The organism is Cryobacterium sp. Y11, from assembly GCF_002929535.1.
In the GTDB taxonomy this organism is placed as follows: Bacteria; Actinomycetota; Actinomycetes; order Actinomycetales; family Microbacteriaceae; genus Cryobacterium.
In genome coordinates this window covers 46,969-69,564 of sequence record NZ_PJJO01000049.1, presented here as the reverse complement: position 1 = coordinate 69,564, position 22,596 = coordinate 46,969, and the positions used below count along the sequence as shown (strand labels likewise).

The 22,596-nt window shown below is 64.5% G+C and carries 24 protein-coding genes, 3 tRNA genes and 1 riboswitch; of the genes, 8 read left to right on the top strand and 19 right to left on the bottom strand.

Annotation, left to right across the window (positions count from 1 at the left end; translation table 11 throughout):
* Positions 1 to 3: 3 nt before the first annotated feature.
* The 15 genes from CXY75_RS04440 to tilS all read right to left on the bottom strand — a co-directional run bounded on the left by CXY75_RS04440 (position 4) and on the right by tilS (position 12,209).
* Entirely contained in the window at positions 4 to 183 is a 180-nt protein-coding gene (locus tag CXY75_RS04440; protein WP_104081641.1) for a hypothetical protein, read from the bottom strand.
* A 33-nt stretch (positions 184 to 216) separates the two neighbouring features.
* Positions 217 to 366: a hypothetical protein gene (locus CXY75_RS19720; RefSeq protein ID WP_158251118.1), complete on the bottom strand. Its 150-nt coding sequence runs from the start codon at positions 364 to 366 to the stop codon at positions 217 to 219.
* Between the two features lie 3 nt (positions 367 to 369).
* The gene (lysS, locus tag CXY75_RS04435; RefSeq protein ID WP_104081640.1) at positions 370 to 1,893 is read right to left on the bottom strand and encodes a lysine--tRNA ligase; all 1,524 of its coding nucleotides are present in this window, start codon (positions 1,891 to 1,893) and stop codon (positions 370 to 372) included.
* A 42-nt stretch (positions 1,894 to 1,935) separates the two neighbouring features.
* Positions 1,936 to 2,808: a pantoate--beta-alanine ligase gene (gene panC / locus CXY75_RS04430; protein ID WP_104081639.1), complete on the bottom strand. Its 873-nt coding sequence runs from the start codon at positions 2,806 to 2,808 to the stop codon at positions 1,936 to 1,938.
* On the bottom strand, positions 2,805 to 3,566 hold the full coding sequence (locus tag CXY75_RS04425) for a Rossmann-like and DUF2520 domain-containing protein (protein ID WP_104081638.1): 762 nt from the start codon (positions 3,564 to 3,566) through the stop codon (positions 2,805 to 2,807). The genes panC and CXY75_RS04425 overlap by 4 nt, the downstream gene beginning before the upstream one ends.
* Positions 3,563 to 5,236, bottom strand: coding sequence for a PH domain-containing protein (locus CXY75_RS04420; protein WP_104081637.1), 1,674 nt, complete (start codon positions 5,234 to 5,236; stop codon positions 3,563 to 3,565). Before CXY75_RS04420 ends, CXY75_RS04425 begins: the two co-directional genes overlap by 4 nt.
* On the bottom strand, positions 5,233 to 5,754 hold the full coding sequence (locus CXY75_RS04415; RefSeq protein ID WP_369826666.1) for a PH domain-containing protein: 522 nt from the start codon (positions 5,752 to 5,754) through the stop codon (positions 5,233 to 5,235). The genes CXY75_RS04420 and CXY75_RS04415 overlap by 4 nt, the downstream gene beginning before the upstream one ends.
* Positions 5,747 to 6,223, bottom strand: coding sequence for a DUF3180 domain-containing protein (locus tag CXY75_RS04410; RefSeq protein WP_104081635.1), 477 nt, complete (start codon positions 6,221 to 6,223; stop codon positions 5,747 to 5,749). Before CXY75_RS04410 ends, CXY75_RS04415 begins: the two co-directional genes overlap by 8 nt.
* Entirely contained in the window at positions 6,220 to 6,756 is a 537-nt protein-coding gene (gene folK / locus CXY75_RS04405; protein ID WP_104081634.1) for a 2-amino-4-hydroxy-6-hydroxymethyldihydropteridine diphosphokinase, read from the bottom strand. Before folK ends, CXY75_RS04410 begins: the two co-directional genes overlap by 4 nt.
* On the bottom strand, positions 6,753 to 7,115 hold the full coding sequence (gene folB / locus CXY75_RS04400; RefSeq protein WP_104081633.1) for a dihydroneopterin aldolase: 363 nt from the start codon (positions 7,113 to 7,115) through the stop codon (positions 6,753 to 6,755). The genes folK and folB overlap by 4 nt, the downstream gene beginning before the upstream one ends.
* A complete protein-coding gene (gene folP / locus CXY75_RS04395) occupies positions 7,108 to 7,965 on the bottom strand; it encodes a dihydropteroate synthase (RefSeq protein WP_104081632.1) in 858 nt (285 codons plus the stop codon). The genes folB and folP overlap by 8 nt, the downstream gene beginning before the upstream one ends.
* Entirely contained in the window at positions 7,962 to 8,531 is a 570-nt protein-coding gene (gene folE / locus CXY75_RS04390) for a GTP cyclohydrolase I FolE (protein WP_104081631.1), read from the bottom strand. The genes folP and folE overlap by 4 nt, the downstream gene beginning before the upstream one ends.
* 6 nt (positions 8,532 to 8,537) lie before the next feature.
* A complete protein-coding gene (gene ftsH / locus CXY75_RS04385) occupies positions 8,538 to 10,550 on the bottom strand; it encodes an ATP-dependent zinc metalloprotease FtsH (RefSeq protein WP_104081630.1) in 2,013 nt (670 codons plus the stop codon).
* 83 nt (positions 10,551 to 10,633) lie between these two features.
* Positions 10,634 to 11,206: a hypoxanthine phosphoribosyltransferase gene (gene hpt / locus CXY75_RS04380; RefSeq protein ID WP_104081629.1), complete on the bottom strand. Its 573-nt coding sequence runs from the start codon at positions 11,204 to 11,206 to the stop codon at positions 10,634 to 10,636.
* A 22-nt stretch (positions 11,207 to 11,228) separates the two neighbouring features.
* Positions 11,229 to 12,209 carry a tRNA lysidine(34) synthetase TilS gene (gene tilS / locus CXY75_RS04375; RefSeq protein ID WP_104081628.1) on the bottom strand — a complete coding sequence of 327 codons (981 nt, stop codon included), beginning with the start codon at positions 12,207 to 12,209 and terminating at the stop codon, positions 11,229 to 11,231.
* A gap of 45 nt (positions 12,210 to 12,254) precedes the next feature.
* Here tilS and ppa point away from each other — a divergent pair, with 45 nt between their 5' ends.
* The gene (ppa, locus tag CXY75_RS04370; RefSeq protein ID WP_104081627.1) at positions 12,255 to 12,746 is read left to right on the top strand and encodes an inorganic diphosphatase; all 492 of its coding nucleotides are present in this window, start codon (positions 12,255 to 12,257) and stop codon (positions 12,744 to 12,746) included.
* Between the two features lie 253 nt (positions 12,747 to 12,999).
* Here the strand turns inward: ppa and CXY75_RS19715 are convergent, their stop codons facing one another.
* Positions 13,000 to 14,481, bottom strand: coding sequence for an NlpC/P60 family protein (locus CXY75_RS19715; RefSeq protein WP_158251117.1), 1,482 nt, complete (start codon positions 14,479 to 14,481; stop codon positions 13,000 to 13,002).
* Complete coding sequence (locus tag CXY75_RS04350; RefSeq protein ID WP_104081653.1) at positions 14,474 to 15,754, bottom strand: M23 family metallopeptidase; 1,281 nt, start codon at positions 15,752 to 15,754, stop codon at positions 14,474 to 14,476. Before CXY75_RS04350 ends, CXY75_RS19715 begins: the two co-directional genes overlap by 8 nt.
* Before the next feature lie 360 nt (positions 15,755 to 16,114).
* Here CXY75_RS04350 and CXY75_RS04345 point away from each other — a divergent pair.
* The 7 genes from CXY75_RS04345 to CXY75_RS04315 all read left to right on the top strand — a co-directional run bounded on the left by CXY75_RS04345 (position 16,115) and on the right by CXY75_RS04315 (position 20,669).
* A tRNA-Glu gene (locus tag CXY75_RS04345) sits at positions 16,115 to 16,187 on the top strand.
* Positions 16,188 to 16,283: 96 nt separating this feature from the next.
* Positions 16,284 to 16,357, top strand: a tRNA-Asp gene (locus CXY75_RS04340).
* A 68-nt stretch (positions 16,358 to 16,425) separates the two neighbouring features.
* Positions 16,426 to 16,501: transfer RNA gene (locus CXY75_RS04335), tRNA-Phe, on the top strand.
* A gap of 96 nt (positions 16,502 to 16,597) precedes the next feature.
* Positions 16,598 to 17,104 (top strand): HAD domain-containing protein, encoded by a 507-nt coding sequence (locus CXY75_RS04330; protein WP_104081623.1) that lies wholly within the window; start codon positions 16,598 to 16,600, stop codon positions 17,102 to 17,104.
* Entirely contained in the window at positions 17,101 to 17,769 is a 669-nt protein-coding gene (locus tag CXY75_RS04325) for a haloacid dehalogenase type II (protein ID WP_104081622.1), read from the top strand. Before CXY75_RS04330 ends, CXY75_RS04325 begins: the two co-directional genes overlap by 4 nt.
* Before the next feature lie 53 nt (positions 17,770 to 17,822).
* Positions 17,823 to 18,752: an aldo/keto reductase family oxidoreductase gene (locus tag CXY75_RS04320; RefSeq protein ID WP_104081621.1), complete on the top strand. Its 930-nt coding sequence runs from the start codon at positions 17,823 to 17,825 to the stop codon at positions 18,750 to 18,752.
* A 30-nt stretch (positions 18,753 to 18,782) separates the two neighbouring features.
* Positions 18,783 to 20,669 carry a Na+/H+ antiporter gene (locus CXY75_RS04315; protein ID WP_104081620.1) on the top strand — a complete coding sequence of 629 codons (1,887 nt, stop codon included), beginning with the start codon at positions 18,783 to 18,785 and terminating at the stop codon, positions 20,667 to 20,669.
* A 39-nt stretch (positions 20,670 to 20,708) separates the two neighbouring features.
* On the opposite strand, the gene CXY75_RS04310 is transcribed toward CXY75_RS04315, so the two are convergent.
* Together CXY75_RS04310 and CXY75_RS04305 are read right to left on the bottom strand one after the other, a co-directional pair.
* Positions 20,709 to 21,032 carry a multidrug efflux SMR transporter gene (locus CXY75_RS04310; protein ID WP_104081619.1) on the bottom strand — a complete coding sequence of 108 codons (324 nt, stop codon included), beginning with the start codon at positions 21,030 to 21,032 and terminating at the stop codon, positions 20,709 to 20,711.
* Positions 21,033 to 21,043: 11 nt separating this feature from the next.
* Positions 21,044 to 21,108: riboswitch (guanidine-III (ykkC-III) riboswitch) on the bottom strand.
* A 92-nt stretch (positions 21,109 to 21,200) separates the two neighbouring features.
* On the bottom strand, positions 21,201 to 22,250 hold the full coding sequence (locus tag CXY75_RS04305; protein WP_104081618.1) for a dipeptidase: 1,050 nt from the start codon (positions 22,248 to 22,250) through the stop codon (positions 21,201 to 21,203).
* Between the last annotated feature and the right edge of the window lie 346 nt (positions 22,251 to 22,596).

The window sequence follows — 22,596 nt, the reverse complement described above, 5'->3', positions numbered from 1 at the left end:
TACTTAGGTGGCCGGTTTGTCGAGACCGAGCCTGGCGCGTTCTTCGGCTTCGATTTGGGCGTACACCTTACGTTCGGTGCGGTCAGCGCGCAGGATTGAGCGCATCAACATCCAGAAGATGAGGCCAAGCGCAATGGTGGGTACAACCGAAAAGAGCGCGTTACCCCAAAAGTTCTCAATCACACCCCCAGACTACGCGCACAGTCTGGAGAGCGGCTACTTGGTGAGGATCGCGAAGATGCCGCTGCCGAGAAAATAGACGCCGACGCCGCCGACGATCACCCAAATCGCGATGCGGTTCATCGACGGCGGTTTGCGCCCGCCCTTATCGGGCTGCAGCTCGTCATCGGGCAGATAGCTCATCATGGTCTACTTCACCAGGGGGAAAAGAATCGTCTCGCGAATACCGAGACCGGTCAGTGCCATCAGCATCCGGTCGATGCCCATGCCCATACCGCCGGTCGGCGGCATGCCGTATTCCAGCGCACGCAGAAATTCTTCGTCGAGACGCATGGCCTCCGGGTCTCCCCCCGCGGCAAGGCTGGCCTGCTCGATGAAGCGTTCGCGCTGCACGACCGGGTCGACGAGCTCAGAATAGCCGGTGGCCAGTTCGAAGCCGCGCACGTAGAGGTCCCACTTTTCCACCACGCCGGCCACCGAACGGTGGCCGCGCACGAGGGGGCTCGTGTCAATCGGAAAGTCCATCACGAAGGTTGGACGCACCAGGTCGCCCTTGACGAAGTGTTCCCACAGCTCTTCGACGTACTTGCCGTGAATGGGATGGTCGATCTCGATGCCTTCGCGGGCAGCGAGGGCGACCAAATCGGCCAGGGGCGTCTCGGGCGTGATCGTGATGCCGGCGGCCGCCGACAGGCTGTCGTACATGCCGATGCGATCCCACTCACCGCCGAGGTCGAATAGGGTACCGTCGGCCCAGGTAACCGTGTGCGATCCCGCGATCGCAAGCGCGGCATCCTGAATCAGCTTCTGGGTGAGGTCGGCGATGGAGTTGTAGTCGCCATACGCTTCATAGGCCTCGAGCATCGCGAATTCGGGAGAGTGGGTGGAGTCGGCGCCCTCGTTGCGAAAGTTGCGGTTGATCTCGTACACCCGGTCGATGCCGCCGACCACTGCGCGCTTCAAAAACAGTTCGGGCGCAATGCGCAGAAATAGCTCGGTGTCGAAGGCATTGCTATGGGTGTGAAATGGGCGAGCGGATGCCCCGCCGTGCATGGTCTGCAACATCGGGGTTTCGATCTCGATGAAGTCCAGGTCGGTAAATGTCTTGCGCAGGCTCGCGACGGCCTTTGAACGGGAGATCACGTTACTGCGGGCCTGTTCGCGGCTGATCAAGTCGAGGTAGCGGCTGCGCACCCTGGTCTCTTCACTGAGCTCGGTGTGCAAGTTGGGCAGCGGCAGCAGCGCCTTGGCCGCAATCTGCCAGTCGGTCACCATGATCGACAGCTCGCCGCGACGACTGGAGATGACCTCGCCGGTGACGAACAGGTGGTCGCCGAGGTCGACCAGGTCCTTCCAGGCCGCGAGCGACGTTTCGCCGACGGCGGCCAGCGACACCATGGCCTGAATGCGGGTGCCGTCGCCTGACTGCAGGCTCGCGAAGCATAGCTTGCCGGTATTGCGCAGGTGCACGATGCGGCCGGCCAGGCCGACGGTAACGCCGGTGGTGGCATCCGCTTCGAGCTGGCCGAATTCGGCGCGCACGGCCGGAATGGTGTGGGTGACCGGAACCGATACCGGGTAGGCGCCGCCGGCGGGGCTGGCGGCTGCCGCATTCAGGCGGTCACGTTTGCCGAGGCGCACGGCCTTCTGCTCGTTCATTTCCAGGTCGGAGAATTCGTCGTCGGGCGAGGCGGATGTGGGGTTCTGGCTCATGCGGTTCTCCGTTGGTGCTGTCAGTTCAGAAATAAGCGGATGCTACCCCAGGGTAAGCGGCACGTTGTCGATCAGGCGGGTGGTTCCGACGCGCGCGGCCACGAGAATGCGGGCCGGCCCGTGATAAGCGTCGTCGACCGGAACAAAGGTCTGCGGGTGCACGATCACGAGATAGTCCAGTTTAACCAGGGGCTGGGCGGCCATGCGTGCGTGTGCGGCTGAGAGGGCGGCTATTTGCCCGGCCGCAGCAGTTTCAGCGGCAGCAGTCAGCCCGGCGAACAGAGCCCCCGCCGCCGTATTCTGGGCCTCGTCGAGGTAGCGGTTACGGCTGGACAAGGCGAGTCCGCTCGGCTCACGCACGGTCGGCACCACCTCGATCTCGGTGCGCAGGTTCAGGTCGGCGACCATGCTCTGCACGAGAAAAACCTGCTGGCCGTCTTTTTGGCCGAATACAGCGGCATCCGGTTGCACGATATTGAGCAGTTTCGCCACGACCGTGAGCATGCCGTCGAAGTGTCCGGGGCGCACGGCGCCTTCGAAAGCGCTGCCGATCGGGCCGGCGGTCACGCGCGTGCCGTTCGCCGTGTCTGGATACATGTCACGGGCACTCGGCGCGAACACGAACGACACGTTCTCGGCCGCGAGGGCGGCGAGATCGGCGGTTTCGGTGCGCGGATACCGCTCGAGGTCTTCGCCGACGCCGAACTGCAACGGGTTGACGAAGATCGACACCACGACGATGCCGCCGAGCGCCTGCGCCCGCCGCACCAGGGCGAGGTGCCCGGCGTGCAGGGCGCCCATGGTCGGCACCAGCACGATACGGCCGTCACCGCCGGCCCGGGCCGCCCGGTCGCGGGCATCGCCCAGCTTCTGCTGCAACTCGGCGATGGTGTGGATCAGTTCTGGCGTGCTCATTCAGCTTCCCGGTCGTTGTCAAGCGGATGCCGGCGCTGTTCGAACTCGTCGAGGCCGGCCAAGTCAAGGCGTTCGGAGCCCAGATGCCCGAGGGCATTCTCCATCGCGGAGCGCAGCAGCGGGCCGATGACAGCGCCTGGATTCTCCAGGCCGATACCGGTCAGCAGGCGGCTGGCCTGCTCGACGATCGAGGTAGAAAAGGCGGTGGCAATTTCGATGGCTTCGGCGTAGCTGGCCCGGTCGCCCTCGGCGATGATGAGTGGTTCGCCGCCCATCTCCACCGCAAGTGCCTGCCCGATCGGAAGTACGGGGCCCGGCGCGGTCACGGCAAAATAGCTGTCGGCGAGCCGAGCGAGGTCAAGGCTGGTGCCGGTGAACGCCATGGCCGGGTGAACCGCCAACGGAATCGCGCCAGCTGCCTGGGCCGGGGCGAGCACCGCGGTACCAAACCGAGCGGAGGTGTGCAGCACAAGCTGGCCAGGCTGCCAGGTGTTGGTCGCAGCGAGGCCCTGCACGAGGCTCTCTAGCTGCGTATCCGGCACGGCGATGATGACCAGTTCACTGCGTTCGACGACTTCAGGCACGGTCAAAATGGGCACGAGAGGCAGAATCGCTTCGGCCCGGTCGCGGCTGGCCTGCGAGATTGCGGTGATGCCGACGATGGCGTGGCCGGCGCCGGCGAGGGCGGCTCCGAGAATGGGGCCGACGTGGCCGGCGCCGATGATTCCGACGCCGAGGCGGCCGGGCTTTCCGGTCATTTTACTGCTCCCTGCTGGTTCTGAGACGACTGTTGGTCAGCCGCGGATTTCGGCATCGCTCTGCTCCAGTGATGGCTGGTGTCGGACTGCGCGGAACGAACCGCGCCGGTGGACATCCACTCAAAGAGCACGAGGGCTTCGTCGACGTCGAGCACGCTGAGCGATGCGTTGACCGGGCCGGCGACCGTGTACAGGTCGGCCGCGGCCAGCCGCAGCCGGCGTCGCAGCGGCCCTTGCCGCACGCTCACGCCCTGCATGCGGGCCAGCGGCACCAGGATCAGGTCGCGAGAGATGACGCCGCAGCGCAGCAGGGCGACGTTTCCCGATACTGCCCAGCCGGTGCGGTGCCAAGAGAACGGCCGCAACCAGGCCGCGCGGCGCGGCGCATTGCTGAAATAGTCGGGAACGCCAGCATCACGCTTGCGCCCGCCGAGCATGCCGTCGGCCACGAGCGCCCGATGGTGGTCGGTGTCAAAACCTGGCAGGGCCAGTTCGAGCACCTTGGCAACATCGGCGAGGGTTCCGACGGGCAAAATGGTGGTGCTGGTTGCCGGTGCCCCACTGCCGCGGGTGGCCTGACCGGCGGTATTGATGCTGATCTGCCACCACCCGAACCGGCGCCAGAGAATGGGCTGCGATACCGCAATCGCGTGGATGCGACCGGGCGGCAGGGTCTGGCTGCTCGTGGAGAGCAGCCCAAAACCGACCCGCACCCCATCACTCGTGCCCGCAATCGTGAAGCGTAGTTGCTTGGTAATGCGCGAGAAGTAGTAGCCGACGCTGCCGATGAGGCCGGGCAGCACGGCCACGAGCACCCAGCCGCTGCTGCCAGCGATCACGCTGATGATCAGCCCGATGCCGGCGAGGAGCAGAAAGACGGTGAAGCCGCTCATCACAACGGATGCGATCAGTCGCCCCGGCGGGATGCGCACGACCGACTCCGGCGGCGCGGCGTCGGGGTCCTGTTCCGGAGCCACAAACTCCTGGTAGCGCGCGGTCGCGAAATCGCCGAGGGCGGAGTGCGCGGTGGGCGGGCCGATCAGGGTGGGGGCTTCGTCATCGCCGGGCACGGCCGGGGCGTTTGGTGTTGCAGCGGCCTCCGGCGCGGCCATCGGCGCTCGGGCCTGCCGCAGACCAGAGGCGAGATGCAGGATATCGCGACGCAGGTCATCCGCTAGTTTCGATCCCAAGTAGGCCAGCTGTACGTTGCCGTCTTGCCCGGCAACGGTGATTTCAAGCCGGGCCGCACCGAATAGGCGTGGAACCACCGGCCGGGCCAGATTCACGCCCTGCACCCGGTCGAGTCGGGCCTTGCGGTTGCTGCGAAAAATGAGGCCGCTGCGCACCTCGACGATTTCGCCGCTGACGCGGAAGGTGTGCATGCGCCACGACAGGTAGAACGCGACGATGATCACGATCAGCACCCCGGCAATAATGAGCAGCGCCCACCCGGTTGCCCCACGCTGGTAGATCTCGTCGATCGGATCGCCGCCGTAATTCTCCTGGCCGATGAATAGGTCGATGAGGCGTTCGCGCAGGTTAGCGAAAATGAAGCCGAGGATCGCGACCATGAAGATGCCGCCGCGCAACAGAGGAGTCGCCGGGTGAAGACGGTGCCACTGCCCGTCGGTGAGGTCGGTGCGCGGCACCGGAACGACGGACTCGCTCACAGTCCCGCCCGGCGAATCTCGGCGAGCTCCACCAGACGGTCGCGCAGGCTCTCGGCATCGGCCTCTGGCAGCCCCGGAATCGATACGCTCGCGGTCGCCGCGGCGGTGACGAATTTCAGGTCCGCCAAGCCGAGCCAGCGGGCGACCGGCCCGCGCGTGATATCGATGAGCTGCATGCGCCCGTACGGCACGGCAACAAAGCGTTGAAAAAGGATGCCGCGGCGAAAGAGCAGGTCGTCGCCCCGCAGCTGATAGCCGATGGAGCGCACGCGCCGCGGTTCGAACACGAGGTTAATGATCGTCATCAGGAGAACCGCGAGGCCAACCCACATCGCCCAGGTCGCATCGAGCAGCAGCCAGAGTAGGCTGGCGCCGCCGCACACCACGACGCCAAAAACGATCGTGCCGACGATCTCCACGACAACATATTTTGGGGAGACGCGCTTCCACTCGCCAACGTCGACCAGGTCGAGCCGGGCGGATGGTTGGGACGGGTTCAGGTCGCCTTGATCAGGCACGCGTACCTCCGGTCTCGTCGGTGTCGGTGTCGTCATTCGGCGGCAGGGTGCAGAAGTGTTCGGCCACGAGGCCGGCCGTCAGCATCACGGCGCCGCCGATCGCAGTGCCGACCGCGAGCCAGAGCGAGGTGACAGCGGGAACCACCGAGCGGGTGAGAATATACAGCACGACACCGAGCGCAGCGCCGAACAGCAGCGACCCCGTTAGCGATGTCGCCTTGGACAGCACGGCCACCCGCATCGCCCAAAACGGGTCGATCCGGCGCAGGGCCTTGCGGCGGCTACCCTGATGCACCTGCCAAGCGAGGCTGACGACGACAGCGCCGAGCAGCACGAGCGTCAGCGGCAGGGTAATCGGGGGAACGACAATCGGGGCACCGGATGCCGCGAAGGCGATTTCGATCAGAAATCCGATCACGAGACCGACCAGTAAAACCGCCAGCATCCCGGTCGCGTGCGAGCGCTTCATTGCCGCGCTCCCTCAAATGGCGCGGATGGCGCATCCGCCGCCCTGCGCACCATGTTGCCGGTCGCGGCGAGCAGGTCGCGCACCGAGCCACGGCCCGGAATGATCGCATCCGCGTCGATATCACCCCAGGGGGCGAGCACAAAGTCACGCTCCGCGGCGCGCGGGTGCGGCAGAGTCAGGCGGTCATCGTCGAGCACCAGCTTTCCAAACAGAATGATGTCGATGTCGAGCGTGCGATCGCCCCAACGTTCCGCGCGCACCCGGCCGTGCTCGGCCTCGATCGCGTTGACGGCGTCGAGTAGGTCATACGGGTCGCCCGTATAGTCGATCAAAACGACGCAGTTGAGATAGCGCGGTGCGTTCTCGTCGACTCCGTCGAGCTTCACTGCTGCCGATTCATAGACCGGCGAGACGGCTCCCAGCGCAGCACCGGGTAGGGCCACAAGATCACGCACGGCACCGGCCAGCGTTGCCGTCCGGTCGCCGAGATTGCTGCCGAGGGCCAGCACAACCCGTTCGGCGCGCTTGCTCACGACCGAGTCCGAGTGATCTGCACGGCAACGTCGGTGAACGGCACCGAGATCGGTGCCTGCGGCTTGTGCACCGTCACCTGCACCTTGAGGGCCGGCGGGTGGGCCAACACGACGGCGGCGATGCGTTCGGCGACGGTTTCAATGAGGTCGACCGGGTTGTGCGTGGCGGCGTCGGTGACTTCCTCGGCCAGTTCGCCATAGTGGATGGTCTGGGTCACGTCATCGCTCGCCGCGGCCCGCACCAGATCCAGCCAGACGGTCACGTCGATGACGAAGTCCTGGCCGTTCTCTTTCTCAAAGTCGTAGACGCCGTGGTGGGCGTTCACCCGCAAGCCGGTGAGGGTGATCGAATCAGTCATGGTTCCATTGTGTCGGACTCGGCGCGCCGCCTGGCAATTCTGGCGGGACCCGGGGCATCGACTGTCGCACACTGGCCAGCACGTTGAGCGCTGCGCGAGTCGCGGCGACGTCGTGCACGCGCACCGCCCAGGCGCCGGCCTGGGCGGCCAGCACGCTCACGACGGCAGTCGGCAGGTCGCGTTCGAGCACGGGGGCCCCGACCGGAAGCACCTCGGCTAGAAAGCGTTTGCGCGAGGCGCCAACCAGAACCGGAAGACCCAGCTCGGCGAAGGCGTCGAGCCGGTTGATGAGTTGCCAGTTGTGTTCGGTCTTCTTCGAGAAGCCGAGGCCCGGGTCGAGTACGATCCGGTCCAGATCGACGCCGGCGGCCGTCAAAGCGGCAACGCGCACGTTCAGCTCGGCGATGACATCGGTGACGACGTCGTCGTAGGCCGTCACAGAATCCATTTGCTGGGCGTGGCCGCGCCAGTGCATGGCCACGTAGGTCAGGCCGGTGTCTGCAGCGATAGCGGCCATGTCAGGGTCGGCGAGTCCGCCAGAGACGTCGTTAATGATAGTCGCGCCGGCCTTCGCCGCAGCGCGGGCCGTTGCGGCGTTGAACGTGTCGATGCTCAGGCGCAGTCCGTGCCTGGCGAGTTCGGTGATCACCGGAATGACCCGGCTTTGTTCTTCGTCCGGGGGCACCCGGGTGGCGCCGGGCCTGGTCGACTCGCCGCCGATGTCGATCAGGTCGGCGCCGTCCGCGCGCAACCGCAGACCATGCTCGATGGCGGCATCCGTTGACGCCCACTTGCCACCGTCGCTGAAGGAATCGGGGGTGACGTTGAGCACACCCATGATCAGCGTCATCCGCCGGCCGCGATCAGGGCGATGATCTCGGCGCGAGCCGTCGGTTCGGTCAGCGCGCCCCGGGAGGCCATGGTCACGGTCGAACTCGCGCTCTGCCGCGGCCCGCGGGTACCGACGCAGCCGTGCACGGCATCGAGCACGACGAGCACGCCGAGCGGATCGAGGCCCTCCTGCAGGGCATCAGCGATCTCCTCGGTCAGTCGTTCCTGCAGTTGCGGCCGCGCCGCGATGGTCTCGACGACGGCTGGCAACCGGCCGAGGCCAACGACGCGGCCCCTCGGCAGATAGGCCACGTGGGCGATGCCGAGGAACGGCAGCAGGTGGTGCTCGCAGATCGAGCGGAAGGCGATGTCGCGCAGCAACACGAGTTCGCCAGTACTGCCATCGACCGGTACGAAGTCGTGCAGCAGGTCTTGCGGATCCTGGTCGAGCCCGGCAAAAAACTCGGCGTAGGCATCCGCCACCCGGCGCGGAGTGCTTTCCAGCCCGACCCGCTCGGGATTTTCGCCGATTGCAGCGAGAATCTCCGAGACGGCCGCCTGGATGCGCCCCCTGTCCACTGCCACGAGCGCCTAGGCGGTTGCGGGGCGGGGGTTACGGGCCGGCGCGCGCTTCGGTTTGGCGGGGACAGCGTCGCCGCTCGAGATGCCACCATCGACGGCCGCGCCGTCAATGGGAGCCTTCGGAGCCGGCATCGTGATCGGTGGCACGTCGGAGACGGGTCGCTTGTCGCTGGAGAGCCACTGCGGGCGCGGTGGCAATTTCTCCACATCGGCGAAGATCGCTGCGAGGGCGGTCTGGTCGAGCGTTTCGTGCTCGAGCAGGGCGGTGGCGAGGTTGTCGAGAATGACCCGGTTCTTGATCAAAACCTCGTAGGCCTCGTCGTGGGCGTCTTCGAGCAGCTGGCGCACCTCGCGGTCGACGCTCTCGGCTACACGCTCGGAGTAGTCCCGCTGGTGACCCATGTCGCGGCCCAAAAAGACCTCGCCGGAACCCTGACCAAGCTTGAGCGGCCCGACGACGGCGCTCATACCGAACTCGGTGACCATCTTGCGGGCGGTCGCGGTGGCCTTCTCGATGTCGTTGGACGCGCCACTGGTCGGGTCATGGAAGATGATCTCTTCGGCGACGCGGCCACCCATAGCGTAGGCCAGCTGGTCGAGCAGTTCGTTGCGGGTGACCGAATAGCGGTCTTCGAGCGGCATCACCATCGTGTAGCCAAGAGCCCGGCCGCGCGGCAAAATGGTGATTTTGGTGACCGGGTCGGTATTGTTCATCGCGGTTGCGACGAGGGCGTGACCACCCTCGTGGTAGGCCGTGATGAGCTTTTCCTTGTCGCGCATCACGCGGGTGCGGCGTTGAGGACCGGCCATGACGCGGTCGACGGCCTCGTCGAGGGCCCGGTTGTCGATGAGCTGGGCGTTGGAGCGTGCGGTGAGCAACGCTGCCTCGTTGAGCACGTTGGCCAGGTCGGCGCCGGTGAAACCGGGCGTCTTGCGGGCGAGCACTTCGAGGTCGACACCCTCGGCCATCGGTTTGCCCTTGGAGTGCACCTCGAGAATGCGTTTGCGGCCGAGCATGTCAGGTGCGTCAACGCCGATCTGCCGATCGAACCGGCCAGGGCGAAGCAGCGCGGGGTCGAGAATATCGGGGCGGTTGGTTGCGGCGATCAGGATGACGTTGGCCTTGACGTCGAAGCCGTCCATTTCGACCAGCAACTGGTTGAGGGTCTGCTCACGTTCGTCGTGACCGCCACCCATGCCGGCACCACGGTGGCGACCGACAGCGTCGATCTCGTCGATGAAGATAATGGCTGGCGCGTTCTCTTTGGCCTGCGCAAACAGGTCACGCACGCGGCTGGCGCCGACGCCGACGAACATCTCCACGAAGTCCGAGCCACTGATGGCATAAAACGGTACGTTGGCCTCGCCGGCAACGGCGCGGGCGAGCAGGGTCTTACCGGTTCCGGGAGGGCCGTAGAGCAGCACACCCTTGGGAATACGCGCGCCGACCGCCTGAAACTTAGCCGGCTCCTTGAGGAAGTCTTTGATTTCTTCAAGCTCTTCAATGGCTTCGTCGGCCCCGGCGACGTCGGCGAAGGTAACCTGGGGGCTTTCCTTGGAGACGAGCTTAGCTTTGGACTTGCCGAACTTCATCACCTTGCTGCCGCCACCGCCCTGCATGGAGATCATCAGCCAGAAGAAGGCACCGATGAGCAACACGGGAAGCAGAAAGCTCAGCACGGAGAGCACCCAGTTGGGCTGTGGCACCTCGTCGGTGAAGCCGTCCTTCGGGTTCGCGGCACTCACGGCGGTGATGATCTCTTCGCCACGCGGGGCCACGTAGTAGAACTGCACCTGAGTGCCGAGGTCGCCGCTGGCCTTGGTTAGCGTGAGGTCGACGCGCTGTTCGCCGTCGACGATGGTCACCTCGGCTACATTGCCCGCTTTGAGAAAGCTCAGTCCCTCCTGAGTGGAGACCTCGCGAAATCCGCTCATGGTAATGAGACTTGACCCCACCCAGACGGCGATGATGGCGAGCACGATATAGAGAATCGGGCCGCGGAGTAGCTTCTTGACGTTCATGGTGACCTTAGGCTAGCGCGCGATTACAAGGGAATGCCGCATGTTCGCCCAAAGGAAAACTTGCGGCAAGGTGCCGGGCGCGGTTAGAGCGCCGCTGCCGGAGCGGTGGAGTACACGTGCGGGGCCAGGATGCCGACCGAACGCAGATTGCGGTACTTCTCGTCGTAGTCGAGGCCGTAACCGACGACAAACTTGTTCGGAATGTCGAAACCGACGTATTTCACGTCGATGTCGACGCGCGCGGCATCCGGTTTGCGCAGCAGCGCACAGATTTCAATGGATGCCGGACCGCGCGTTTTCAGGTTCGCCAGCAGCCACGACAGGGTCAGCCCCGAGTCGATGATGTCTTCGACGATGAGTACGTTGCGACCGGAGAGGTCGGTGTCGAGGTCCTTCAGAATGCGCACGACGCCGCTGGACTGCGTGCCGGATCCGTAGGAACTCACGGCCATCCAGTCCATGGTGATCGGGTGGTGCAGTTCGCGGGCCAGATCGGCCATGACCATGACCGCGCCCTTGAGCACGCCGACCAGCAGCAGGTCGGTGCCGGCATAGTCCGTTTCGATCTGGCGTGACATCTCGGCGAGGCGAGCTTGAATCTGCTCCTCGCTGATCAGGATCTCGGTGAGGTCGCCGTCAATGTCGCGAGGTTCCATGTGAAAGGTGCAGTCCTTTTCTTTAGATGTGTCCAGGCACAGAAAAAATCAACATTCCGCCCTTCCGTACAACTCTAATACCTGGCAGGCTGAGCGCTCCCTGTCCGTGCCAGTGAGTCACGAGGGCTGCCACGGCGAGGGTCTGTCCGCGATCAAGGGCCACAGCGTGCTGCTCCAGCGTGCCGAAGCGAATCACCCGCTGCCGTACCGCGGCCGATTGCGCCGCCAGCACGGCCGCCGCGATCTCGCCGTTCACCCAGTGTGCGTGCAGCACAGCCCGTGCCAGCTGGTCGAGCGCGTCGGAATCTTCCCGCAGGGCCTCGGCCGTACGCGCGAGCGCCACCCCGACGCCCGGGCCGAGTTCACTCTCCAACAGCGGCAGCACGGTTTCGCGCACCCGCACCCGGGCATAGCGCTGGTCGAAATTCTGCGGATCGCTCCACGGTTCCAGACCGGCCTCGGCGCAAAATTGGCGGGTTTGGGCGCGACGGATGCCCAGCAACGGTCGCAGAATCGGCCCGGTTCGCGCCGCCATACCGCGCAAACTCGTCGGACCGGAGCCGCGGGCCAGGCCCAGCAGCACGGTTTCGGCCTGGTCGTCGAGGGTGTGCCCGAGCAGCACGCCGCTGGCCCCGGTCTGCTCCCTGGCAGCGTCGAAGGCCGCGTAGCGGGCGGTGCGGGCCGCCGCTTCCGGACCTGTTCCATCGCTTTCGACGTGCACACTCAGCACGAGGACCGGATCGAGGCCGAGGCGGCGCGCGGTATCTGCTGCCCGTGCCGCGACATCCGCTGAACCGGCCTGCAGGTTGTGGTCGACGATCACCGCGCCGGCCCGGATGCCAGCCCGCTCGGCCTCAAAGGCGGTCGCTGCGGCCAGGGCGAGCGAGTCGGCGCCGCCACTGAGGCCGACCAGAACGAGTCCGTTGGGTGGCAGCAGCGCGCGCACGGCCCGGCGGATATCGGCGGTGGCCGGGGTCAGGCGCGGGCGACGGGAAGACTTCATCCAGTAACGTTATCCGCAGACTTAGAACAAGGGAGAAACAAGGCCATGGCCGAATACGACGCAGTCATCGAAATCCCCCGCGGGAGCCGCAACAAGTATGAGGTGGACCACGAAACCGGTCGGGTCTATCTCGACCGCGTGCTCTACACGAGCTTCATGTACCCCACTGACTACGGCTACTTCGAGAACACTCTCGGCCTCGACGGCGACCCCGTCGACGTGCTCGTGTTGCTCGACTACCCGCTGTTTCCGGGAGTTGGCGTCTCCGTGCGCCCCGTTGGCGTGTTCAACATGACCGATGACGGCGGTTCAGACGCCAAGGTTATCGCCGTTCCGGCCGGCGATCCACGCTGGGATCACATCCAGGATGTCCTGGACATTCCGGAGTACACCCGCAAGGAAATCGAGCACTTCTTCGAGCACTACAAGGACCTCGAACCGAACAAGTGGGTCAAGACCGAGGGCTGGGGCGATGCAGCCGAGGCCAACCAGATCGTCGTCGACGGCGTCGCGAAGCTCGCTGCCGAGGGCCACTAGCCCTCAGCTTCGTCCGTCCCCTGATTGTTCCGGGCCCGGCCGGCCACGTTCACGGTGCGCGGGAGCTGCGCCGCTGCGCGGGAGGCCCAACTCCCGCACACTGGCGCAGGTCCCACGCGACACGGTGCGCGGGAGTTCCAGCTCGACCCGAACTCCCGCGCACTGGCGCAGGTCCCGCGCAAGACGGCACGTTTAAACGGATGCCCGCGACCCCAGCACCCGCGACCCGCGTTGGGCCGAAGCCCTTTTTTCGTTAAGCGGCGGGGCGACCGACGTAGGGCGCAACGGCCCAGGACGACCAGATACTATGCTCGCGTACCGGCGACGAGGGGTTGGGTGCTTCGAGAACCCGGCCACCACCAACGTAAATCGCCACGTGGTAGTAGTTGCCCGGGCTGCCCCAGAACACCAGGTCGCCCACCTGCACCTGGGCGAAGGAGACGAGCTTGCCCTGGCGGGCCATGGTGTTGTACTGGTCGGTCGCAGAGTGCGTTCCGATGTAGACGCCGGCCGCATTGAAGGCTGCTTTGGTCAGTCCCGAACAATCCCACGCGTCAGGGCCTGAGCCGCCGAAGACGTACCGGTCACCGAGCTGAGCCCGGGCGAACGAGAGAGCCGCGTCGACAACGCTCGCGTTGGGCACCGTAGTGGTGTTGCCGCCACCGGCCGGGCTGCTCGGCGCGCTCGGCACAACGGAAGTGGTCGCGCCGGAACCCGAGGCTGAACCTGAGTCCGCGGCGGAGCCCGACCCTGACCCCGCAGCAGAGCCGGCGCCAGTACCAGCACCAGCACCAGCACCAGCACCAGCACCAGCGTCAGCGTCAGCGTCAGCGTCAGCGTCAGCGTCAGCGTCATTCTGCCTTGTCGGCACGGTCGCAGCATCCGCTACCGCAGCGGCGGATGCCTGCGCCTGGGCGAACGCCTCGGCCGCAGCTGCCGCATCCTCGCTGGCGTGAAAGCTACGTTCAGCTTCAGCCGTGGTGTCCTTCAGCAGCGCGAGCTGCTCGAACAGTTCGGTCGACTTGCGTTGCTGGGTGTCATACGCTGCCTGCGCGGCGGCCGCACTCGCTGCGGCGGCATCGAAAGTGATTTTCGATTCCCCGGAGAGGCGTTCGCGTTCATCGCTGGCTGAGGCCGCCTGTTCACCGAGGGATTCTGCCGCGTTCTGGTCCTGCAACGCCTCGGCATAAATCTGCTCAGACTGTTCGCTGAGCTTGCTGGCCGTGCCGAGTTGGCTGAGCAAATCGTCGGCGCTGTTGCCGTTCAGAAACAGGTTGAGCGACAGGCCGTTGCTGCCAGATTTTGCGAGGTGCGCCGCGATCAGGCCGGCCCGCATCTTCGACGTCGCTGCGGTAGCCTCGGCCGATTCGGCTTGCTTGGCGAGGCTGGATTCCCGTGTGGTCGCGGCATCCAACGCATCTTGGGTGATGCGATAGGCCTCGGCTGCCATCTGCGCGGTCGTCACCGCCTCAGCGGCCTCGGTGGCCAAACCGTCGAGCAGCTCGCCGAGCGTGGCAATCTCGGCCTGCTTGGTCGACTCGTTCTGCTTAGCCTTTTCAACGTCATTCCAGCTCGGATAATCGGGCGCAGCGAACGCAGCACCGCCAGCCGCAGCAACGGATGCTGTCAGCGCCGACGCTGCGCCGATCGCGACGGCAGAAAACAGCCGCTTAGATCTGGTTCGAGCTCGTGCGCGTGCGTTGGTGCTCGGTGCAGGGGTGGAACTGTTAGCCAAGTGATGCTCCCCGGTCAGCCATGAATGGAACGGGATTGATACGGTTGCCACCAATCCATACTTCGAAGTGCAGGTGACAGCCGTTGGCGGCGCCGGTCTTTCCGGAACTGGCAATGAGCTGCCCCGCCGACACTGACTGGCCAACACTGACACTGTAGCCGCCATCCCGAATATGGGCGTAGCCGGTCGAGACGTTGTCGCCGTGGCTGATCTTCACGAAGTTGCCGTAGGTGCCGAGGCGCCCGGCCCAGGTCACGACGCCAGCGTGGGCAGCGTAGAGCGGCGCGCCGCATCCGGTGCCGAGGTCGGTCGCGTAATGGAAGCTTCCGCTGCACTGGCCGCTATCGCCGCAAATGGTCGAGCGGGGGCCGTAGCCGCCGGTGATGCGGCCGCTGGCTGGAACGCCCCAGCCGGACATGCTCACCGATCCGCCGGAACCACCACTGCCACCACCGCCACCGCCACCGGTGCGCGCGGCCGCCACTGCGGCCGCCTCTGCGACCCGGATGGCCTCAATGCGAACAGCCTCGATGCGAGCAGCCTCGATGCGAGCACGTTCGGCCACACCGGCTTCATACCCGGCCGTCGTCGTGGCCTGGGTGTCGCGCATAAACTGCAGCTGCTGATTCAGTTCAACGCCCTTGGCTTCGGATTCGGCGAGCGCGACCGCTGCGGCCTCTGCCGCATTCTGCGCGGCGACGAGTGCTTCTTCGGCGGCGATCCGCAGCTTGTCCCGTTCAGACTGCGCGACCTTGGCCTGGTCGCCCAGCGACTGGGCATTGTTGGTGGCGGTCTGCGCCTCGTCATACACGTCAGAACTACGCTCGACCAGTTTGCTCATGTTGCCTAGTTTCGCCAGCAACAGGTCAGCGTCGGCGCCGTCACCATTGCCTTCGAGAAACAGGTTGACGCTCAGGTCGGTGCCCCCGGTGCGGTAGAGCTGCGCGGCGAGCTGACCGGCCTGCTTGGTGGCGGCATCCGCTGTGGCCTTGCTGTCCTCGGCCTGTTTCGCAATGTCGTCTGCACGGCGGGTGGCGTCGTCAAACTCCTGCTGAGCGACCTCGAGTTCGTTGGCGCTTTTGTCCGCGGCAGCCTGAGTCTCTTGCCGCTGCACCTGCAGGCCGGCGATAAGGTTCTCGATTTCGATAACCTGCGCCGCCGCGGCGGTGGTGTTCGCCTTGGCATTCTGCAGGTCCTGCCAGGACGGATAGTCAACTGCCCGCGCCGGGGCGGCCGGACTCACGAGCGTGACTAACAGGGTCATAGCGGCCATGACGCTGGTCAACGCGAGGGTGTGCCTGGGCCACCGATTGCTCGGTCGTAGACCGATGGTCGCAGAATTTCTGGTGCGACCGATCATGCGAGTAGTACGAATCATTGTTTCCCAACGGGCATTCCAGTCGCAGCTTGCACTGCAGCAGACTCTTCAGAGTAACAAAGTGGGCACGTTTCACCCAGTCTTATCGACGAATCTAACCCCCGAAACGGGCCGTGGCCCGCACATTTGCGGGCGCGGTGCGAACTGTCGTTGCGAACTGGGCATGTTGTGAGCGGATGTTCGGCGCGTCGATTTGGCCTTCGTCCCACAAGTCCGTATGCTTACTCTTCGGCAGCCATGAAGTTTGTGGCTCACGGCCCCATCGTTTAGCGGCCTAGGACGGCGCCCTTTCACGGCGTTAACACGGGTTCGAATCCCGTTGGGGCTACGCAAAACAGCACGTGCACACGGTAGTAAATGAAAAACGATAAATAGAATAGTCTTACCACGTGCCTCGCACACAGATTCATAATTTTCACCTCGAGGCCCTGTAGCGCAGTTGGTTAGCGCGCCGCCCTGTCACGGCGGAGGTCGCCGGTTCAAGTCCGGTCAGGGTCGCAAAGAAAATAGCCCTTTCGACAGGAAGGGCTTTTTTCTTAGAAGAAGCGTTTTTAACGCCTCTTTGGGGCCCTGTAGCTCAGTTGGTAGAGCGTTCGACTGAAAATCGAAAGGTCACCGGATCGACGCCGGTCGGGGCCACCACCGCCACTCCCTAGAAGACTCACTTGCGAGAAACTCGGGGAGTGGCTTTTGTATTCCCGGCGCTCGGTGTTAATGCGCAGAGCCTAGGCTCGAATCATGACCACACGCACCGTTCTGATCCTGCTTGATGTCGATGGGGTGCTGAACCCGCGGGTCGTCAACCAGAGGCTCATGCTCGATGCGCCGCGTGCGCTGCTCGTGCGGCAGCTCGCCGCGCTCGGATCCATCGTCTGGGCGACGACTTGGTCGCCCACGCACACGTTTCACCTGACGAAAGACCTTGGACTGTCCTCCCATACCGCGGGCATCGCCTTTCCGCGCAACCTGCACGCCGATCCGTCAGCGCCCGCGCCCACTGCGAAACTCCACTGGGTTGCCCGATGGCTGGCCCGGCAGGATCCGCAGCCCGACGCGGTGATCTGGGTCGACGACATCCTGCGCCAGGACGCCGTCGACTGGGCCACCGCGCAGACGTGGCCCACGCTTCTGGTGCAGCCCGATATGAACAGGGGCCTCACGGACGCGCAGGTCGACGACGTGCGCCGCTTCATCGAAAGCCTGGAACCGACCGACACACCCACCAACCAGAGGAACGAACCATGAACAGCACACCGTCAGTGATCGTGTTCGACGTCAACGAGACCCTCTCCGACATGTCCCCGCTGAGCGGCCGATTCGTGGAGATCGGAGCCCCGGCATATCTGGCCCAGGTCTGGTTCGCCGCACTGCTGCGGGACGGGTTCGCCCTGGCTGCCGCGGGTGGAACAGCAAAATTTTCGGCGATCGGTGCGGAGATTCTGCGCGGAGCCCTCCGCGACGTCACCGTCACGCGCAGTCTCGACGATGCCGTGACCCACATCATGCACGGCTTCGAATCGTTGAGCCTGCACCCGGACATCGCTGGCGGAATCCATGCCCTGAAAAGCGCTGGGATGCGCCTCGTTACCCTGTCCAACGGATCGGATCAGGTAGCGGAGTCCCTGCTGACCAGGGCCGGGCTCCGGGGCGAATTCGAGGCCGTACTCACCGTCGAAGATGCCCCGGCATGGAAGCCGGTACGGGCCGCCTACGACTTCGCCGCGGCTGCCTGCGGAGTGAAACCGGCCGATCTGCTCCTCGTGGCCGTGCATCCTTGGGACATCCACGGGGCAGCCCAGGCGGGCCTGGGCACCGCCTGGCTCAACCGCACCGGCGAGGCATACCCGAGCTACTTCGCAGCACCGGATCACACGATCACCGCCCTTGGCGATCTGGCCCTCCAGCTTTAATAAATCAGAGGAAGGAAACGCGGTTTACGCCTGTCTGCATCCAGAATGGGTACATGAAGGCAATGACGTTACCGAATACTCACTTCCCCGTCTCCAGCATCATCCTCGGGCTGATGCGCATCGTTCCCCTGGCTGACCAGGAGATTCGATCATTGGTTGGAGCCGCCAGAGATGCCGGCATCAATTTCTTCGATCACGCCGATGTGTATGGTGAAACGCCCCACGAGTGCGAGCGACGCTTCGGTGACGCCGTGACGTTTTCGGCGAAGGAACGAGCCAGCGTCGCCATCCAGTCCAAGGTCGGCATTCGATCGGGCTTCTGGGACTTCTCTCAGAAGCACATCCTGCGATCGGTCGACGAATCGCTCGCGGCATTGAAGACCGATTATCTCGATACGCTGCTGCTGCACCGCCCCGATGCCCTCGTGGAACCAGATGAGGTGGCCGCGGCTTTCAACATTCTTCACGATGCAGGAAAAGTGCTCAATTTCGGCGTCTCCAATCACACTCCGGGCCAGGTTGAGCTGCTGAAACGTTCGGTAGCCCAACCGCTCATCGTCAACCAGGTGCAATTGAGCATCACGCATGCGCCGCTGATCGCCGCCGGAATCTCGGCCAACATGGCGGGCCTGGACCAGTCCATCGATCGGGACAACGGCATCCTCGACTACTGCCGACTCAACAACATCACGCTTCAAGCCTGGTCACCCTTTCAGAAAGGTTTCTTCGACGGCATCTTCTTGAACGATCGAGAAAACTACGCCGCGTTGAACGATGTCATTGATGACCTCGCGCGCACCTACGATGCTCCCCCTGCCGCCATTGCCGTAGCCTGGATCACACGTCATCCTGCCCACATGCAGGTCGTGCTCGGAACGACCAGCATCTCGCACCTGGTCGATTCGGCCGCGGGATCTGATATCGCACTCACCAGGGAAGAGTGGTATCGGCTCTTCACCGCTGCCGGACATATCCTTCCTTAGTCAGTCCCCAGCAACTCGTGGCGGTAAAAAATGGATGTCTCACTCGGTCTGCTCACTCTCGTCGCCGTCGTCTGCGCCGCCAGTGCACTCGCTAGACGTCTGAACCTGTCCCTTCCGCTACTCCTGGTGGTCATCGGAGTCATCGGCTCATACCTGCCGTTCATTGCACCGGTAGAGCTGGATCCGGAACTGGTGTTGGTGGGAATCCTGCCGCCACTGCTCTACGCAGCCGCCATCCGCACCTCCCTGGTCGAGTTCCGCACGAACCTGCGTTCGATCAGCCTGATGTCAGTCGGCTACGTCATTTTCGGCACCGTGGCCATCGGCCTCATCGTCTGGTGGCTGATCCCGGAGATTCCTCTGGCGGCGGCGTTCGCCCTGGGCGCGGTGGTAGCTCCACCCGACGCGGTAGCGGCAACCACGATCGCCCGCCGAGTGGGGCTGCCACGCCGGGTCGTTGGCCTTCTGGAGGGTGAGTCGCTGGTCAACGATGCGGTTGCGCTGGTACTTCTTCGCACGGCGATCGTTGCCATCGGGGGCAGCGTCACCGTCTGGCAAGTGGCGTCTGACATCGTTTTTGCGGCCAGTGGCGGTGTCGTGATCGGCCTGATCGCGGCATGGCTTCTACTGCAGATTCGACGACGAGTGCGCAATGTGGCCATAAACACGTCCATGTCCTTAGCTGCTCCATTCGTGGCCTATATTCCAGCGGAGGCGATCCACGCATCTGGCGTGTTGGCTGTTGTCGTGGCCGGCCTCGTAATCGGCACCAAGACGCCCGCCATGCCCGGCGGCGCCTCGCGATTGAGCCAGCGCAGCAACTGGGCCACTGTGCAGTTTCTGCTCGAGAACTCTGTCTTTCTGCTGATCGGGTTGCAGGTGCGCTCAATCATTGAGGCGACCTCGGGCGATTCACTCGGCGCCGCGCGAATCTGGGGTACCTGTGCTGTCATACTCGTCGCGGTTCTCGTATTGCGGCCGGTCTGGGTGTTCCCCGCAATTTATCTGCCTCGGCTGATACCCCGAATACGCAGAGTTGACCCCGCACCGCCCTGGCAGTTGCCCACCATCGTGTCCTGGGCCGGTATGCGCGGCGTGGTCACACTGGCTGCCGTTTTCGCCCTGCCTGCAGACGTCGCACACCGCCCCGTCCTCGTTCTCGCAGCCCTGGTGGTGGTGGCCGGAACGCTGGTTGTGCAGGGCCTCACCCTGCCATCGCTGGTACGCATCCTCGGCGTGCACGGCCCAGATACGCACGCGGATGCGCTCAGTCAGGCCGCCCTAATGGATCAGGCCACCGCCGCCGGGATCGAAAATCTGCGCCAGCATGCCCGCCCCGACGATTCGCCGGAGGTGCTGGCCATGCTCGAACGCCGCACACAAGAACGCAACCGAGCAGCCTGGGAACGCCTCGGACGATCGGAGCTTGCGGACCGCACTCCCAGCAAGCGTTATGTACAGCTACGGCTGAATATGCTCGATGCGGAGCGTGACAGAATTTTGAAACTGCGCCGCACCGGCGCATACGCCCACGAAGTGATCAGTGAAGTTCTGGACATGCTCGACGTTGAGGAATCGATGTTGGACTCCGCGCCAGAGGATGCTGACCGCGACTCGCGCACCGAAACCCGTCCAGACACCGGAGGAGTCCCCCGGGGCGTGGGCGGCTGCGAGCACTTACAGGCAGCCGGTGAGCATCCAGTGCCGCCGGATCCGCAATGCAGCGACTGCGTGCGCGAGGGCACAGCGCCTGTGCACCTTCGAATGTGTTTGACCTGCGGAAACGTGGGGTGCTGCGATTCGTCAACGGGAAAGCACGCAACGAAGCATTTCCAACAGTCCGCCCACGCCACCATGTGCAGCGCCGAGCCACGGGAATCCTGGCGCTGGTGTTACGTTGACGAGCTCCTCGGCTAGCACGTTCTCGTGCACACACCCGGGGAACCTGCCTGCAGGTCAGTGCGGGGTATCGACGAGCTTGAGGCCGACGATGCAGCCGATCAGACCGACCAGCAGGGCGATCTTCAGCCAGGACACGCTGGCATCCCCGCTGATCATGGCCCAGGCCACCGTCAGGGCCGCGCCGATCCCCACCCAGACGGCGTAGGCCGTTCCAATCGGGATCTCCCGCATCGCCCAGGCCAGGCCAGCCATGCTGAGCGCGAGCGCTCCACCAAAAATCACGGTGGGCCACAATTTGGAAAAGCCCTCGGATTTACCGAGCGCCGTCGCCCAGACCGCTTCCAGTACTCCGGACGCAATAAGTACGATCCACGACATGACTAACACTCCTCGGTCAGTCTTGTCGTGTTCCGGGTACTGAGCCATCGTCCGGGGTCGCACTCCACGACCTCCCCTGACCATAAACAGACCGACTGGGCAACGCCTGTGCAGAACCGGCGCGCAGCGCAGAACGGATGCCGCGGCATCCGTTCTGCGGGTCGCCGGCTACCCGACGAACGCGCGGTAGGCGGGGTCGTTGGCACGCAGCACGCGCAGTACGTTCTGGTAGCCAAGCTTTGCGAGGTCGGCGTCACTCCAGCCCCGCCGGGATAGTTCACAGAAGAGGTTCGGGTATTCCGACACGTCGGCCAGCCCGACCGGCATGTCGGGGCACCCGTCGAAGTCGCCGCCGAGTCCGATGTGATCAACGCCGGCCACGCTGCGGGCGTGCTCGACGTGGTCGGCGACGTGCGCAACCGTTACGAGCGGTTTGTCTCCCACCGAGCCTCCGTCTTCCCATCGTCGATAGTCGGCGGAGATGAACGCCGGTACGAAGGTGATCATTTGCACGCCGCCGTTGACTGCCAGCTGGGTGAGAATGGCATCCGGTACGTTGCGCGGGTGCGGATTGAGCGCAAAACACGAGGAGTGGCTGAAGATGAGGGGCAACACCGTGGTATCGAGGGCGTCCTGCATGGTCGCGGCCGAGACGTGTGAGAGGTCGATCATCATGCCGATGCGATTCATTTCGGCAATGACGGCCCGGCCTCGCTCGTTTATGCCGTTGTGGGTCACGTCGCCGACCGCCGCGTCGGCCCACTCGGTTGACGAGTTCCAGGTCAGTGTCAGGTAACGCACGCCCAGTCGGGCATATTGGCGCAGCACGGCCAATGAATTGTTTATCTGGTTGCCGCCCTCGACCCCGAGCAGCGAGGCGATGCGACCGCTGTGCTGCACTCGCTCGACGTCGTCGGCGGTGACGGCAAGCTCGAAATCATCGGGGTACGCCGCGATCATGCGGTAAATGAAGTCGATTTGCTCGAGCGTGGCCTGTACCGAATCGGTGCCGTCGAGGTCGGTGTGCACCCACACAGACCAGAACTGGCCCTGCACGCCGCCTCGGCGTAGCTTCGGGACATCCGTTTGCAGCGTGCTGCGCCCGGAATCGTGCTCGGAGTCGAGCCCGGCGACGGAATAGTCGCGGTGTTCCCGACAGGCCCAGGCGAGATCGTTGTGTCCGTCAACGACGGCAAATTTCGGAATGTTTTCGATCATGGGCACTCTTTCCGCACATCAGTGGGCTCCGTTCAGCCTACGGCCCGCGCCGAGCGGCGCTCCCCTACCGGGAATACCGGATCAGACCCCTAATCCCGCACGCCAGGTGCCGCCAGTACCCTTCATGGCGATACAAACACGGCGTGCGCGGGACTACTTCCCCCAGGGGGAGATTTTGCCCCCCAGTTGAGGTTACAGCGACGCCGACTTGAAACGGGGTAGTCTCTGCCAGTAAGTTGCTGAGAAAGAATCAGCTTCACGTCCGCGCTCTACCGAGTGACAAGTGCCAGCAGCGTCATCTTGTCGCTTAGACCACCTGTTCCCTTAAACCCGACTGCAGGGAATG